Source organism: Flavobacterium fluviatile, from assembly GCF_010645065.1.
In the GTDB taxonomy this organism is placed as follows: domain Bacteria; phylum Bacteroidota; class Bacteroidia; order Flavobacteriales; family Flavobacteriaceae; genus Flavobacterium; species Flavobacterium fluviatile.
On sequence record NZ_JAADZW010000004.1, the window covers coordinates 75,181 to 89,749 of the forward strand.

At 35.0% G+C, this 14,569-nt stretch carries 19 protein-coding genes; 18 read left to right on the top strand and 1 reads right to left on the bottom strand.

The features are described 5' to 3' along the window. The first annotated feature begins 262 nt into the window (after nt 1-262). The 10 genes from GXM17_RS06985 to GXM17_RS07030 all read left to right on the top strand — a co-directional run bounded on the left by GXM17_RS06985 (nt 263) and on the right by GXM17_RS07030 (nt 8,401). Nucleotides 263-1,165 carry an NADPH-dependent FMN reductase family protein gene (locus GXM17_RS06985; RefSeq protein ID WP_163398578.1) on the top strand — a complete coding sequence of 301 codons (903 nt, stop codon included), beginning with the start codon at nt 263-265 and terminating at the stop codon, nt 1,163-1,165. A gap of 17 nt (nt 1,166-1,182) precedes the next feature. Then, complete coding sequence (darB, locus tag GXM17_RS06990) at nt 1,183-2,316, top strand: dialkylresorcinol biosynthesis protein DarB (RefSeq protein WP_163398579.1); 1,134 nt, start codon at nt 1,183-1,185, stop codon at nt 2,314-2,316. After that, nucleotides 2,316-2,747, top strand: coding sequence for a hotdog family protein (locus tag GXM17_RS06995; RefSeq protein WP_163398580.1), 432 nt, complete (start codon nt 2,316-2,318; stop codon nt 2,745-2,747). The genes darB and GXM17_RS06995 overlap by 1 nt, the downstream gene beginning before the upstream one ends. 7 nt (nt 2,748-2,754) lie before the next feature. After that, nucleotides 2,755-3,219, top strand: a complete 465-nt coding sequence (locus tag GXM17_RS07000) for a hotdog family protein (protein ID WP_163398581.1) — start codon at nt 2,755-2,757, stop codon at nt 3,217-3,219. A 23-nt stretch (nt 3,220-3,242) separates the two neighbouring features. Next, on the top strand, nt 3,243-3,647 hold the full coding sequence (DarG, locus tag GXM17_RS07005; RefSeq protein ID WP_163398582.1) for a flexirubin biosynthesis protein DarG: 405 nt from the start codon (nt 3,243-3,245) through the stop codon (nt 3,645-3,647). After that, a complete protein-coding gene (gene darH / locus GXM17_RS07010; protein ID WP_163398583.1) occupies nt 3,647-4,645 on the top strand; it encodes a BtrH-related acyltransferase DarH in 999 nt (332 codons plus the stop codon). Before DarG ends, darH begins: the two co-directional genes overlap by 1 nt. 61 nt (nt 4,646-4,706) lie before the next feature. Further along, nucleotides 4,707-5,405 carry an ABC transporter ATP-binding protein gene (locus GXM17_RS07015; protein WP_163398584.1) on the top strand — a complete coding sequence of 233 codons (699 nt, stop codon included), beginning with the start codon at nt 4,707-4,709 and terminating at the stop codon, nt 5,403-5,405. Next, a complete protein-coding gene (locus GXM17_RS07020; RefSeq protein WP_163398585.1) occupies nt 5,395-6,678 on the top strand; it encodes an ABC transporter permease in 1,284 nt (427 codons plus the stop codon). Before GXM17_RS07015 ends, GXM17_RS07020 begins: the two co-directional genes overlap by 11 nt. After that, a complete protein-coding gene (locus tag GXM17_RS07025; RefSeq protein ID WP_163398586.1) occupies nt 6,653-7,102 on the top strand; it encodes an acyl-CoA thioesterase in 450 nt (149 codons plus the stop codon). The genes GXM17_RS07020 and GXM17_RS07025 overlap by 26 nt, the downstream gene beginning before the upstream one ends. A gap of 159 nt (nt 7,103-7,261) precedes the next feature. Next, nucleotides 7,262-8,401: a beta-ketoacyl synthase N-terminal-like domain-containing protein gene (locus tag GXM17_RS07030; RefSeq protein WP_163398587.1), complete on the top strand. Its 1,140-nt coding sequence runs from the start codon at nt 7,262-7,264 to the stop codon at nt 8,399-8,401. A 13-nt stretch (nt 8,402-8,414) separates the two neighbouring features. Here GXM17_RS07030 and GXM17_RS07035 read toward each other — a convergent pair whose 3' ends face one another. Then, a complete protein-coding gene (locus tag GXM17_RS07035) occupies nt 8,415-8,600 on the bottom strand; it encodes a hypothetical protein (RefSeq protein ID WP_163398588.1) in 186 nt (61 codons plus the stop codon). Nucleotides 8,601-8,666: 66 nt separating this feature from the next. Between GXM17_RS07035 and GXM17_RS07040 the strand changes: the two genes are divergently transcribed. The 8 genes from GXM17_RS07040 (at nt 8,667) to lolB2 (ending at nt 14,561) form a co-directional block, all read left to right on the top strand. After that, nucleotides 8,667-9,143, top strand: coding sequence for a hypothetical protein (locus tag GXM17_RS07040; protein WP_163398589.1), 477 nt, complete (start codon nt 8,667-8,669; stop codon nt 9,141-9,143). 2 nt (nt 9,144-9,145) lie between these two features. Beyond that, nucleotides 9,146-9,763 (top strand): beta-ketoacyl-[acyl-carrier-protein] synthase family protein, encoded by a 618-nt coding sequence (locus tag GXM17_RS07045; protein ID WP_163398590.1) that lies wholly within the window; start codon nt 9,146-9,148, stop codon nt 9,761-9,763. Nucleotides 9,764-9,765: 2 nt separating this feature from the next. Further along, nucleotides 9,766-10,023: a phosphopantetheine-binding protein gene (locus GXM17_RS07050; protein WP_163398591.1), complete on the top strand. Its 258-nt coding sequence runs from the start codon at nt 9,766-9,768 to the stop codon at nt 10,021-10,023. A 158-nt stretch (nt 10,024-10,181) separates the two neighbouring features. After that, nucleotides 10,182-11,378 carry a beta-ketoacyl-[acyl-carrier-protein] synthase family protein gene (locus GXM17_RS07055; RefSeq protein ID WP_163398592.1) on the top strand — a complete coding sequence of 399 codons (1,197 nt, stop codon included), beginning with the start codon at nt 10,182-10,184 and terminating at the stop codon, nt 11,376-11,378. Beyond that, nucleotides 11,378-12,442, top strand: coding sequence for a beta-ketoacyl synthase N-terminal-like domain-containing protein (locus tag GXM17_RS07060; protein ID WP_163398593.1), 1,065 nt, complete (start codon nt 11,378-11,380; stop codon nt 12,440-12,442). The genes GXM17_RS07055 and GXM17_RS07060 overlap by 1 nt, the downstream gene beginning before the upstream one ends. Nucleotides 12,443-12,555: 113 nt before the next feature. After that, nucleotides 12,556-13,215 carry a polysaccharide deacetylase family protein gene (locus tag GXM17_RS07065; protein ID WP_244307351.1) on the top strand — a complete coding sequence of 220 codons (660 nt, stop codon included), beginning with the start codon at nt 12,556-12,558 and terminating at the stop codon, nt 13,213-13,215. A 118-nt stretch (nt 13,216-13,333) separates the two neighbouring features. Then, nucleotides 13,334-13,960: a flexirubin biosynthesis/transport protein LolA2 gene (lolA2, locus tag GXM17_RS07070; RefSeq protein ID WP_163398595.1), complete on the top strand. Its 627-nt coding sequence runs from the start codon at nt 13,334-13,336 to the stop codon at nt 13,958-13,960. Continuing rightward, the gene (gene lolB2, locus GXM17_RS07075) at nt 13,926-14,561 is read left to right on the top strand and encodes a flexirubin biosynthesis protein LolB2 (RefSeq protein WP_163398596.1); all 636 of its coding nucleotides are present in this window, start codon (nt 13,926-13,928) and stop codon (nt 14,559-14,561) included. The genes lolA2 and lolB2 overlap by 35 nt, the downstream gene beginning before the upstream one ends. Nucleotides 14,562-14,569: the final 8 nt, after the last annotated feature.

Below are 14,569 nucleotides of genomic sequence, written 5' to 3' on the forward strand. Positions count from 1 at the left end.
TCCTTTTAGCATCACTAAAGTATCCGTTATAGGCTTATCCAAATCGACAACAATGATTTGCGGGTATTTTTTGATTGATTTAAAATAATAAAACGAGTTGAGTTTCTTATTTTTATTTTTTCATTTTCTGATTAGGAGTTAAACATTGATCTATCACTCTATTTATAGAATTCGTACCTAATAATAATTCTTCATTTAATAAAACTTAAATTCATTTATAATAATTTGGCTATTTTTGTTCGTAATCAAACCAAATAACAAAATGAAAAATGTTCTCGTTATTTTTTATTCCCAGTCCGGACAATTAAAATCGATTGCGCAAAATATTGCAAAGCCTTTCTTAAATTCTGAAGAAATAAAGGTAACTTTTCATGAAATTCAATTAGAGAAACCCTTCCCTTTTCCGTGGAACAAAGAATCCTTTTTTGATGCTTTCCCGGAATCCTTTTTACAGATTCCAACAGCATTAAAACCTGTTCCGGATGAAATTCTGAACACAAAATTTGATTTGATTTTGTTTCACTATCAGGTTTGGTATTTATCACCATCGATCCCGATCAATTCCTTTTTAAGAAGTCAGGAAGGAAAAAAAATCCTGAACAATACACCTGTAGTCACCATTAACGGTTCACGCAATATGTGGTTTATGGCTCAGGAAAAAATTAAGGTTCTGCTAAAAGAAGCCAATTCTCAACTGGTTGGAAATATCGCTCTGGTCGATCGTGCCGGAAACTTAATTAGCGTTTTGACTATAGTCGAATGGATGTTTTCGGGCGTAAAAAAGAAATATTTGGGCATTTTTCCGCTGCCGGGAGTTTCTGAAAAAGACATTCAGGAATCGACAAAATTTGGAGATATCATTCTTTCACACTTTAGTCAGAACCAATTAAATGATTTACAGTCCAAATTAATAGCTGCTGATGCTGTACGAATCAGCCCTTATTTGGTGACCGTTGACAAAACAGCCAATAAAATTTTTAGCAAGTGGTCGAACTTTATTTATAAGAACCCAAAAAAGAGAAAACAGCTTCTCAAAATATTTTATATTTATTTATTCTTAGCTATATGGTTAATCTCGCCAATAGTGTATATCTTGCACCTCATTAGCTATCCTTTTAAGCTAAAAACCATAAAAAAAGAAACGCAATATTATCAGGGAGTTTAGAAGAGGAAAATTAGATTATGTTTGACGTATATATTACAAAAGCCGCAAAGTATTTGCCAAATGAAGCCGTTTCGAATGATGAAATGGAGACCTATTTAGGACTGATAAATGATACTGCCTCAAAGGCAAGACGTATTATTTTGCGCAATAATAAAATTACAAGCCGCTATTATGCCGTTGACAAGAACGGCAAGAGTACACATACCAACGCTGAACTGGCAAAAAATGCTATCGTACAGCTGTTTGATGAAAACTTTACCAATCAGGATTTAGAAGTATTGTCCTGCGGGACTTCTTCGCCGGATATCATTGCGCCTTCCCATGCTGCAATGGTGCACGGATTATTAAAAAACAAATCGGTTGAATTAAATTCTTCAATGGGAATTTGCTGTTCCGGAATGAATGCCCTTAAATACGGTTTTCTTTCTATAAAAGCCGGAAATTCTAAAAATGCAATCTGTACAGGATCTGAAAAAGTTTCGACCTGGCTTTCTGCCCAAAAATACAACAACGAAATTATCAACTTAAAAAATCTGGAAGAGCAGCCTATTATCGCTTTCAAAAAAGATTTTTTACGCTGGATGTTGTCTGACGGAGCCGGTGCTTTTTTACTGCAAAATAAACCTGCAGGTGAAATTTCATTAAAAATCGAATGGATGGAAGCCTATTCGTATGCTTTCGAACTAGAAGCCTGTATGTATGCCGGTGGGGACAAATTAGAAAACGGCGATATAAAACCGTGGAGTGATTTTACCCCGGAACAATGGCTGAACGACTCTGTATTTGCTGTAAAACAGGATGTAAAATTACTGGACGAATTTATTTTGCCAAAAGGGGTCGAAAGCATGAGCGACGCTATGGCAAAACATAATATTACTGCTGAAGATGTTGATTACTTTTTACCGCACGTTTCATCGTACTTTTTTGTTGAAGGACTAAAAAAAGGACTGGATGAAAAAGGTATAGTCCTGACAGAAGAAAAATGGTTCATGAACCTTCTGAGAGTTGGAAACGTAGGTTCGGCTTCGATTTATATTGCAGTTGAAGAATTAATGAATTCCGGAAAATTAAAAAAAGGAGACAGAATTTTACTGTCGGTTCCGGAAAGCGGAAGATTTTCATTTGCGTATGCGTATTTAACCGTTTGCTAATGGAAGCCTCAGTACTTTTAGAAAAAGAAGCAGTCGAAAACCTGATCCCGCAAAAGTTTCCTTTTGTCATGGTGGATCGTATGTTTTCGTATTCAGAAACGGCATTAGTTTCGGGATTGAAAATTCAGGACAGCAATATTTTTTTAGAAGAAAACATTTTTTTAGAAGCAGGCTTAATTGAACATATGGCACAATCAGTCGCTTTGCATACCGGCTATCAGTTCTTTTTGAAAAATGAAACTGCTCCAACCGGATATATTGGGTCTATAAAAGATATACAGATTAAAAAACTGCCTAAAATCAATGATGTCATTCAGTCAAATGTTACCATTTTACAGGAATTTGCGGGAGTAACTTTAGTAGATATCGTGACTTTTTTAAATGATGAAGAAATTGCAAGCGGACAAATGAAAACCGTTTTAGCCAAATAAAAAAAACATGAAAGTGGGAGTTGACATTCAGAATTACTTACCTCATCGCGCTCCAATGCTGATGGTGGATCTGATTTTGGATATTGACGCCAATTTTGTTGAAACTGAATTTTTAATTAAAGAAGACAATATTTTTGTTGACAAAGGTTTTTTTACTGAAGCCGGCTTGATTGAAAATACGGCACAGACCTGTTCTTCAATTGTGGGTAAAAAATATTTTTTTGATGAAGACGGAACCGAAAATGAAAACGTAAATGTCATAGGTTTCATAAGCGCCATTAAAAATCTGAAAATACATGCACTGCCAAAAACTGGCAATACGATAACGACAAAAGCAACTTTGGTTTCGAAATTTGTCGGTGATGATTATACTTTATGTACGATGAGCTGTCAAAGCTTGCTCGAAGAAAAAATACTTTTAGAATGCGAAATTAATTTGTTTATTCAAAAGACGATTTCAGCAACCACATAATTCTAAATCGAAAATAAACCGTCATGGAAAAAGAAAATGTACCGCAGCACGATGGAAATTTAAGCAAAAAAAATCTCAAGGAACTGGTTTACGCAACAGACGAAAACGGCGATTATACAACCGCGTTGAGTACAGGCTGGGAACCAAAAGCCATAGCGCTTTCGAACGCAATTGACGACATAAAAGAACGCGCGGAAGAAGCCAGAATAAAAGTTCAAAACGGAGAATTGAGTCCGATTTGTTATTTTATGGAACTCAATAAAATGGATCTTTCAATACTTGCCGGTTATGTTGACATGTGGAAATGGCGCGTAAAAAGACATTTTAAACCATCCGTTTTTGCCAAATTAAGCGACAAGACTTTACAAAAATATGCCGACGCTTTTGATATTTCAATTGCCGAACTCAAAAATAGTATTACAAAATAATGGAAGTTACTTTTACACATCACCAATCTGCTCATTGTGAAAACGGAGTAGCTTCGAACCTCTTAAAAAACAGTGGACTGCACATCAGCGAACCGATGGTTTTCGGAATTGGTTCGGGGCTTTTGTTTGTTTATCTACCTTTTTTAAAAGTCAATCATGCACCGGCCATCAGCTACAGAACTTTGCCGGGACAGATTTTCAATAAAGTTGCCAATCGGTTAAACTTAAAAATAAAAAGACAAAAATTTTCTTCTGTTGCCAATGCGAATAAAGCTTTAGAAGAAAATCTAAAAAATAATATCCCGACCGGATTACAAGTCGGCGTGTATCATTTGAGTTATTTTCCTGATGAATACCGCTTTCATTTCAACGCACATAATTTAGTGGTGTATGGAAAAACCGAAACGGATTATTTAATCAGTGATCCGGTAATGGAAACGGTTACCACTTTGACGCATGAAGAAATGGACAAAGTACGTTTTGCAAAGGGTGCTTTTGCGCCAAGAGGCCAAATGTATTATCCGATTCAGATTCCGACTACTGTTGATTTCAAAAGTGCGATAATCAAAGGAATTAAAAATACCTGTCGCGATATGCTCGCTCCGATGCCAATTGTTGGTGTTCGCGGGATCAAAATGGTTTCTCGCCGAATCCGAAAATGGCCTAAGAAACATGGTGTCCGAAAAGCAAATCATTATCTGGCACAAATGGTGCGGATGCAGGAAGAAATTGGTACAGGAGGCGGTGGTTTTCGTTTTATTTATGCCGCTTTTTTACAGGAAGCATCGGTCATTTTAAATAATGAAGAATTGAAAAATCTTTCGAAAGAAATGACACAAATTGGGGATTCATGGCGTGATTTTGCTGTTGAAGCTTCCCGAATTTACAAAAACCGAAGTGCCAAAGAAGATGCCTACAACGCCATTGCCGATGAACTTTTAGACATCGCCAATCGTGAAGAAATCTTTTTCAAAAAACTAAAAAAAGCAATCAGCTAATTATATTTTGCAGCCCATCATAAAAATAGAATCCCTTTCGAAAAAGTACAAAGAAGCAGAAATGTTTTCTTTGAACAACGTTTCGCTGGAGATCGACCAAGGACAGATTTTTGGTTTGCTGGGTCCAAACGGTGCCGGAAAAACAACTTTAATTTCTATGCTCTGCGGTTTGATTAAACCTACTTCGGGGCATTTTACAATTGATGGTTTAGACTATCAGCATCATGCTTCAAAAATTAAAAAAATTATTGGCGTTGTGCCTCAGGAATATGCTTTGTACCCAACATTGACTGCCAGGGAAAATCTGCAATATTTTGGAAGCATGTATGGTTTGAAAGGTGCTGATTTAAAAGACAAAGTAATTGAAGCTTTGGATCTTTTGGGTTTATTAAAATTTGCCGATAAACAGGTTCAGACTTTTTCGGGCGGAATGAAACGTCGTGTGAATCTGATTGCCGGAATCCTGCACAACCCGAAAGTTTTGTTTTTGGATGAACCAACGGTTGGTGTTGACGTACATTCTAAAACTGCGATTATAGATTATTTAAAAGTGCTGAATCAAAACGGAACGACGATTATTTATACCTCGCATCATTTGGCTGAAGCCGAAGATTTCTGTACGCAGATTGCCATTTTAGATCAGGGACAGATTTATGCGCAAGACACTCCTTCTGCATTGATTGAAGCTACAAAAGAGGCCCGAAATCTCGAAGATGTTTTTATTTCATTAACCGGTAAAGCGTTGAGAGATGATATATAAAATCTGGATGTCGGTAGTAAAAGAATTTCTTTTGTTGAAAAGAGATTTAGGCGGACTCATTATTTTATTTGTCATGCCTCTGGTTTTAGTCATTGCTGTAACCATAATTCAGGACAGTACTTTTAAAACCGTAACCAATTCTAAACTTCAGATTCTTTTGGTCGATAAAGACAAAGGATCTGTTTCGAAAACCGTTTTCGAAAATTTAGAAAAAAGCAACTATTTTACCGTTGTAACACAAATTGACGATAAACCGGTTACCGAAGAAATTGCCAAAGAAAATGTGTACAAAGGAAAATTCCAACTGGCGATTGTAATTCCGGAAAATCTAAGTTCTGATTTACAAGTGAAAGTCGAGCAGAATGTAGAAAAAATTGTCAGCAATTTAGGTTTGACTGAAAGCACTGCAACTGCTGAACCTCAACGTATTATTAAAGAAAAAGAAGTCAAACTGTATTTTGATCCGGCGGTTCAGATGAGTTTCAAAAATGCGGTTATGAGCTCGATTGACAAAATGATTTCGCAGATTGAAACCAAATCGATTTATGCTACTTTTCAAAAACAATTAGGAGAAGAAACGATCAATTTTGAGCAAAAAAATTTTATTACTTTCAAAGAAATAATTCCGAGAATCAATAATAAAGAAGTGCTTCCGAATTCGGTGCAGCACAACGTTCCGGCGTGGACACTTTTTGCGATCTTTTTTATCGTGATTCCGCTTTCCATAAATATTGTAAAAGAAAAAACACAGGGAACTTTTGTACGGTTAAGAACCAATCCGGTTTCTAATCTGGTTGTCATTATTGGAAAAACCATCACCTACTCGATCATTTGTATGATTCAGTTTTATATGATGGTTGCCGTTGCTGTTTTCTTATTTCCCTCAATCGGATTGCCTTCCTTAAATATCGAAGGTCATTTTTTATTGACAAGCGTTGTGGCATTATTTTCAGGTTTTGCAGCAATCGGCTTCGGAATTTTATTGGGAACTGTCGCAAGCACTCAGGAACAATCTGCTCCGTTTGGTGCAACAAGTGTGATTATTTTGGCAGCCATTGGAGGCGTTTGGGTTCCTGTTTTTGCTATGCCGAAAATCATGCAGTATATCGCAAAATCTTCTCCTATGAACTGGGGACTGGAAGCGTTTTATGATGTTTTATTACGCAACAGTTCTTTCGTCTCAATCATTCCAAAAATAAGTTTGTTATTTTTGTTCTTTATAATCACAACCGCCATCGCTTTATTTTATGACAAAAAGAAAAGAACAGTATAACGAAGCCACAGACCTGACCGTTTCTCACGAGATCAGAATTCGTTTTAACGAAACTGATCCGCTTGGAATTGTTTGGCACGGCAATTATATCACGTATTTCGAAGATGGGCGAGAAGCATTTGGGCGTCAGCACGGACTTACTTATTTAGATATTGCAGCAACAGGTTATACAACCCCAATAGTAAAATCAACCTGCGAACATAAATTGTCTTTGCGTTACGGAGATGTGGTTACCATTGAAACAACAGTTGTAGAAACACCAGCCGCAAAAATGATTTACCGTTTTAAAATTATTGATGCTAAAGGAGAAATAGCCTGCACTGGCGAAACGACTCAGGTTTTTTTGGATAAAGAAGGAAACTTGATGCTGACCAATCCTCCTTTTTATGAGGAATGGAAAAGGAAGGTTGGGTTGTTGAAGTAAAACACGGATTGCACAAATTTTCACTAATTAAAATAATAAAAATCTGTGCAAATCTACTTTAATCTGCAAAATCTGCGTGAAACCTTTTTTTCAGATAACCCTTTAAAATAACATACCTACAAGGTTTTGGAAACCTTGCAGGAGAAATCGAAATTTAAAATGTTAAGAGAAATATACATTACAGAAACGAATTGTATCACCCCTTTAGGTTTTGATGTCGAATCTAATATCGAAGCGATTCTTCGTGGCGATTCGGGAATTCAGCTGCATAACGATATTTCCTTAATGCCCAATTCATTTTATGCTTCGATTATCAGCGATGAAAAAATAAACAGTTCTTTTTCAAAAATCAGCACTGAAACAAAATATTCCCGTTTAGAAAAAATGATGATTCTGGCTTTGGAGCCTATTATCAAAAATTCAAAAGTCGAATTAAATTCAAAAACCGCTTTTATACTTTCTACCACAAAAGGAAATATAACAGCTTTAGCACATGATTCTGAAGAAAGTTTTAACAACGCGCATTTAGATGTTTTGGCAAAAAACGTTTCTGCTTTCTTCGGATTTCAAACTCAGCCAATTGTAGTTTCGAATGCCTGCGTTTCCGGAATTTTGGCTGTTTCAGTTGCCAAAAGAATGATTCAATCTGAATTGTATGACAATGTTTTTGTGGTGGCTGGCGACGAAGTATCACAATTTGTTTTGTCCGGTTTTAATGCTTTCCAAGCGATGAGCGAACTGCCTTGCAAACCATATTCTAAAAACAGAACCGGTGTAAGTTTGGGTGAAGCAACAGCAGCCGTTTTAGTTTCGGCGGAAGCCAAAAACGCGAAAATAAAAGTGATTGGAGACAGTTCGATAAACGATGCGAATCATATTTCAGGCCCTTCAAGAACAGGCGAAGGTTTGTTCAGAAGTATTCAGAATGCTTTGAAAGAAGCTCAAATTGAAGCCAACAAATTAGATTATATTTCAGCACACGGAACCGCAACGCCTTATAACGACGAAATGGAAGCGATTGCTTTAAATCGTTTGGATTTGCAAAACGTTCCCGTTAATAGTTTAAAAGGATTTTACGGTCACACCTTAGGCGCTTCTGGATTATTGGAAACGGTAATTGCGATTGAATCTGCCAACAGAAATATACTTTTTGAATCAAAAGGTTTTGATGAAATCGGCGTAAGCGAATCTATCAATGTGATTGAAAAAAATGAAGAGGCAAATATTGAGATTTTCTTAAAAACGGCTTCTGGATTTGGAGGTTGTAATACGGCTGTGGTTTTTGAGAAAGTAAAGTAGACGATAATAAAAACTATTTATTAAAGAATGCTGAACCATTCAATTCTCTTTCTTTCAAAATAGTATGAACAATTTTTATAATTTTTATTTTTGAAACATGTTGATTTTCCAAAGCCATTGTAGAATAAGTGCTTTCCACAAGAACTTTTGATAAAAAGCTTTTTTGCTTTAATTGCGGATATTTTTCATAGAATTTCATATGGTCCAAATCTATAAATTTAATTCCAACTTGTAAGGAAAATTTACAAGTACAATTTTTAAACAAATGAATCTAGACGAATCTCTTTTTAAAAAAGCTTTAAAATTTCAAAATTTTGATAATGAAGTAGTCAAAGTAACTGATAAAACAATTGAGTTTTTAAAAAGTATTAATTTATCGTCTGAAGTAATAGAGTTTTTCAAAACGTTTTCTTTTAGAGAAGAAATTGAATTCGGAAATATTTATTTCAATTGCGTTAATAGAATTAGAACAGAAAATCTCGAAGAAGAAAATAAAGACATTTATAAAAACAATTTGTTGATTATTGGTTCTGGTCTTAATGGTGATCCAATTGTTTTAAATACAGAAACAGGAAATGTCGGATATATTTTTCATGATATTCTTTGGGAAAATGACAAGATTGAAAATTTAGACAAAATTTATATTGACTTAAAAATAAGTATTGGAACTTTTTTTTACAAATCAGTTACTGAAGAAAATTTTCCTATTGACGCTTATGAAGCAGAAGATTATATAAAATAAAAATGACTCAAAACAAACCCAACATACAATCCTACATCAAAATCGAAAACAACGAAATTGTTCTCAACGGAACTTCTGCATTCAAAACAGAACCCACCGATTTTGCAGATTTCGCCAAACAAGCGTATCGAAATTTTGAAATGCAGTATCCAAAGTTTTTCAAAATGGATGCTTTAAGCAAACTGGCTTTTTTAGGATCAGAATTGCTTTTGAGTCCGATAACCTCAACTGAAGACGAAAATAATATTGCTTTGGTTTTGGCGAATAAATCATCAAGTTTGGATACCGATGTAAAATATCAGGAATCAATTTCAGACAAAGAAAATTATTTTCCGAGTCCGGCGGTTTTTGTTTATACGCTGCCCAATATTTGCCTGGGCGAAATAAGTATCCGCCACCAGCTGAAAAGTGAGAATTCTTTCTTTATATTTGATGCCTTTAACGGCGAATTTTTATCGAATTATTCGAACATTTTACTGAATACAAATAAAGCAGATTTGGTTCTTTGCGGCTGGACAGAATTTTTTAATGACAATTACAAAGCGTTTCTTTGCATCATAAGTGCCGCAGAAAACGAAAATTACAAAAACGAAAATATCAATACATTATACCATAAATAATCATGGAAGCATTAAAAGAAGAATTAAAAAATAAAATCATTACAACCTTAAACCTTGAAGATATCGCTGTAGAAGATATTGCTGATAACGATCCCTTGTTCGGAGACGGTTTAGGTTTAGACTCGATTGATGCACTTGAACTGATCGTGATTTTAGATAAAGATTACGGAATTAAATTAGTGGATCCGAAAGAAGGAAAATCTATTTTTCAGTCCATCGAAACGATGGCGTCGTATATAAGTGCCAATAGAACAAAGTAATTTTCATAAACTTTGTCAAGAGTTGCTATTTAAAAAAAGCTTAAAAAACTTTGCGACTCTGCGACTTAGCGAGATTAAGCTTTTTTCCTAGCAGCGAGAAATTTGCTCGCAAAGACGCAAAGGCGCAAAGTTTAATCAAATCATAAATCTAAAATTAGATGAAAGGTGTTGCAATAACGGGCATGGGAATTATTTCTTCGATTGGAAATTCAGTCGAAGAAAATTATATTTCCCTGATCGAAAATAAAATTGGTATTTCCCGTATTGAAAATATCCCAACGGTTCATGCCGATGTGATCAAAGTGGGTGAAATCAAAAAGACCAATGAAGAACTCGTTGCCGAATTGCAGCTTCCTGAAAATAATAATTTTTCGAGAACCGCTATGATTGGCACTTTAGCAGCAAAACAAGCTGTTGAAAATGCCGGCATTACATCAATCAACGAATTCAGGACCGGACTGATTTCGGCTACCAGCGTGGGCGGAATGGACATGACCGAAAGACATTATTACGATTATTTCGAAAAACCGGAATTGGTAAAATACATCACCTGTCATGATGGAGGCGATGTTGCTGAAAAAATTGCCGAAGAGCTCGGTTTGAAAGGAATGGTAACAACCATTAGTACGGCTTGTTCTTCTGCAGCAAATTCGATTATGCTGGGTGCGAGATTAATCAAAACCGGGAAATTAGATCGTGTTATTGTGGGCGGTGCTGATGCCTTGGCAAAATTCACCATTAACGGATTTAAAACCCTGATGATTTTATCTGACGATTACAACAAACCTTTTGACAATACCCGAAAAGGATTAAATCTTGGAGAAGCTGCGGCTTTTTTGGTTTTAGAATCGGATGAAATTGTAGCCAAGCAAAATAAAAAAGTATTGGCAAGAGTTTCGGGTTACGGAAATGCCAATGACGCTTTTCACCAGACTGCTTCTTCAGAAAATGGAGAGGGTGCTTATCTGGCAATGAAAAAAGCATTTGAAGTTTCAGGTTTGAAACCTTCTCAAATTGACTACATCAACGTACACGGAACAGCAACGCCGAACAACGATTTATCTGAAGGAAGAGCTTTGCTGCGAATTTATGAAAACGAAAAAGTTCCTGATTTCAGTTCTACAAAACCTTATACAGGACACACTTTAGCGGCTGCGGCGGCGATTGAAGCAGTTTATTCCGTTTTGGCCATTCAGAATAATGTGGTTTATCCGAACTTAAATTTTGAAATTCCGATGGAAGAATTTGATTTGACTCCGCAGACTACTTTAAAAAATAAAACTATCGAACACGTTTTGTCCAACTCTTTTGGTTTTGGAGGAAATTGTTCAACCCTTATATTTTCAAAAAGCTAATGAGTAAAAAAACATATATAAATGGAGTAGGCTGTATTTCGACTCAAAAAACATTTGATACTGTTTTTTTGGAAGAAGCTGTTGTAAATCATAATGAAAATGTACTGGCAATTGTTCCGCCGGCATACAAAGAATATATTTCGCCAGCCGCCAGCCGACGTATGGCAAAAGGCGTAAAAAACGGAATCGTTGCTTCGGCTTTGGCGATGAAAGATGCGAATGTTGAAAATGTCGATGCGATTATCACCGGAACGGGTTTAGGTTGTATCGAAGATTCTGAAAAATTCCTGAAAAGCATTTTAGATAATAACGAAGAATTTTTAACACCAACTTCTTTCATTCAATCCACACACAATACAGTTGGTGCACAGATTGCACTTTTACAGCAATGCAAAGGCTATAATTTTACGTATGTCAACGGAGCGGTTTCTTTTGAATCGGCTCTTTTGGATGCTAAAATGCAGATTGAAGAAAACGAAGCTAATTCAATTTTAGTGGGCGGTGTTGATGAAAATGGCGATTATACGACTTCGCTTTTTAAACTTGCCGGAAGAATCAAAAAAGAAAACGATCTTCCGTCAAATGTTTTGAACGCAAATTCAACTGGAGTTGTTTATGGCGAAGGTGCCAGTTTTTTTGTTTTAGAAAATGAAAAAAAGGATTCGACGTATGCCGAAATTTTAGATGTTGAAATAAAAAATTCACTTGAAGAAAATGAAGTTGAAGAAGCCCTAATTTTATTTTTAAAATCTAACCATTTAGAAATTACTGACCTTGACGCCGTTGTTTTAGGTTTTGACGGAAACTCAGATTCTGATTCTTATTATCGAAATCTTTCTGAAAATGCTTTCGTAAAAACACCTCAACTGTATTACAAACATTTGAGCGGCGCGTACGATACGGCTTCGGCTTTTGCTTTATGGATGGCATCTAAAATTTTAAAAACACAGGAAATTCCTGAAATTATAAAAGTGAATTCGGTTGTAAAACCAACTTATAATACCATTTTATTATACAATCAATTAAACGGGAAAAACCATAGTTTTACGCTGCTGTCAAAATGATAACGCATAAAAACATATCACGGTTTTTCATTTTTTTATTGCTCTTATTAGTTCTTCTGAAACTTTATATCGCAATTAATTTTTGGTGGTTTGTTTTGATTATTTTGGTTTGGATGGGAATAAATGCTTTTGGTTCTGCCCGAATTTCTTCCAATTATCACGTAAAAGCTTTCTGCAATAACCCTTCGGAAACAGAGAAAAAAATTGCACTGACTTTTGATGATGGACCAAGTGAATTTACTTTGGAAGTTTTGGAACTTCTGAAAAAATACAATGCAAAAGCGACTTTCTTCTGCATTGGAAAAAATATTGAAACGCATCCTGAAATTCTTCAGAAAATAATTGATGAAGGTCATCTGGTTGGAAATCATACGTATTCGCATTCTAAGTTTTTTGATTTTTATACCTACCCAACCATAATGGAAGAACTTCAAAAAACAGATAGAATTCTGGAAAAATTTACATCCAAAAAAATTAACTTTTTTCGACCGCCTTACGGAGTTACAACACCATCCATTAGAAGAGCTTTAAAATTTACAAAACATAAAGTAATTGGCTGGAATATTCGTTCGCTTGACGGTGGAACAAAAAATCAGGATTTAATTTTGAACCGAATTAAAAAACGGGTTTCTCCCGGCGGAATCGTACTTTTGCATGATACTGCTCCACATTCTGTTTTTGTATTGGAACAGTTTTTGCAATTTTTGCAGCAAAACAATTATGAAGCGGTTTCGATTGAAGAACTTTTGAACCTTAAAGCTTATGAAAATTGAACACGGATGAAACGGGTTCGCTTACACGAAGACGCTGATTAAAACGGATTTTATTAATTAAAATTGGTGAAAATTGGTGTAATTCGTGGCAGAATAATAAGTACAATTTGTAATAAATATGAAAACTAAAATAGCACTACTAATTCTTTTTATTTCAGGTAGTTTGTTTGCACAAGAACAAAAAATGACTGCTGCAGAAATATCTAAATTTAAAGAAGACGTAAATGTAGTATCCAAAAAAATCAAGACTTTAAGTACTGATTTTGTGCAATACAAACATTTGGATTTTTTGTCGAAAGACATTGAAACATCCGGAAAAATGTTTTTTAAAGAACCCGCATTATTGTCCTGGCAATATAAAAAACCATACAATTACAGCATCGTTTTCAAAAACGGAAAAATCCTGATTAACGACGAAGGAAAAAAAAGCGCGGTTGATATTGGCAACAGCAAAATCTTCGCACGAATCAATAAATTAATTGTGGGAAGTGTTAGCGGAAACATGTTTGACGATAAGGAATTTACGATTTCATACTTCAAATTAAAAGGGCAAAATCTGGCGAAATTTATTCCGAAAGATGCTACGCTGAAAAAATACATCAAACAAATTGAACTGACTTTTAACAAAGAAGAAGCAACTGTGGTTCAGGTAAAATTGTTGGAATCATCAGATGATTATACCCGAATTGTACTTAAAAATAAAGTGATCAATGCAAAAATCGACGATTCAGTTTTTACTAATTAATTGCTTTCTGGCGATTGTTTTGGTTTCCTGTGGCTCGGTCACCCAAAATTATACACCCAAAAAATTAGATAAAACCTCGATAGAAGTTCCATATTTCTCGGACTCCAAAACTGATTATGTGTATAAAACAAACATTACGGTTTACGGTCACGAAATGTCGGGAATTTTTATTGCTAAAAAAATAAATGATACTACACATCGTGTTGTATTTACAACTGAATTCGGCAACAAATTAATGGATTTTGAAATTTCAGAAAACGATTTTAAAGTCAATTCGATGGTTTCTGAACTCGACCGAAAAATCCTGATAAATACTTTGGAAGAAGATTTTCATCTACTTCTTAAAAACAAATATCTGATTCAGGAACAATTTGAAAACGAGGAAAATAACATTTATAAATCGGCAGACGGCAAACGCGACAACTATCTTTTCTTCTCCAAAAAACATCAAAAATTAGAAAAAGTAGTTCGTTCTTCTAAAACAAAAGATAAAATAACGATTACTTTTACTTTAGAAAACGATATTTTTGCCAAAAAAGTCGTCATTTTACACCAGAATATCAAGTTAAAAATTGAACTAAATTATTTTAAATCAGAATAAAAATTAAA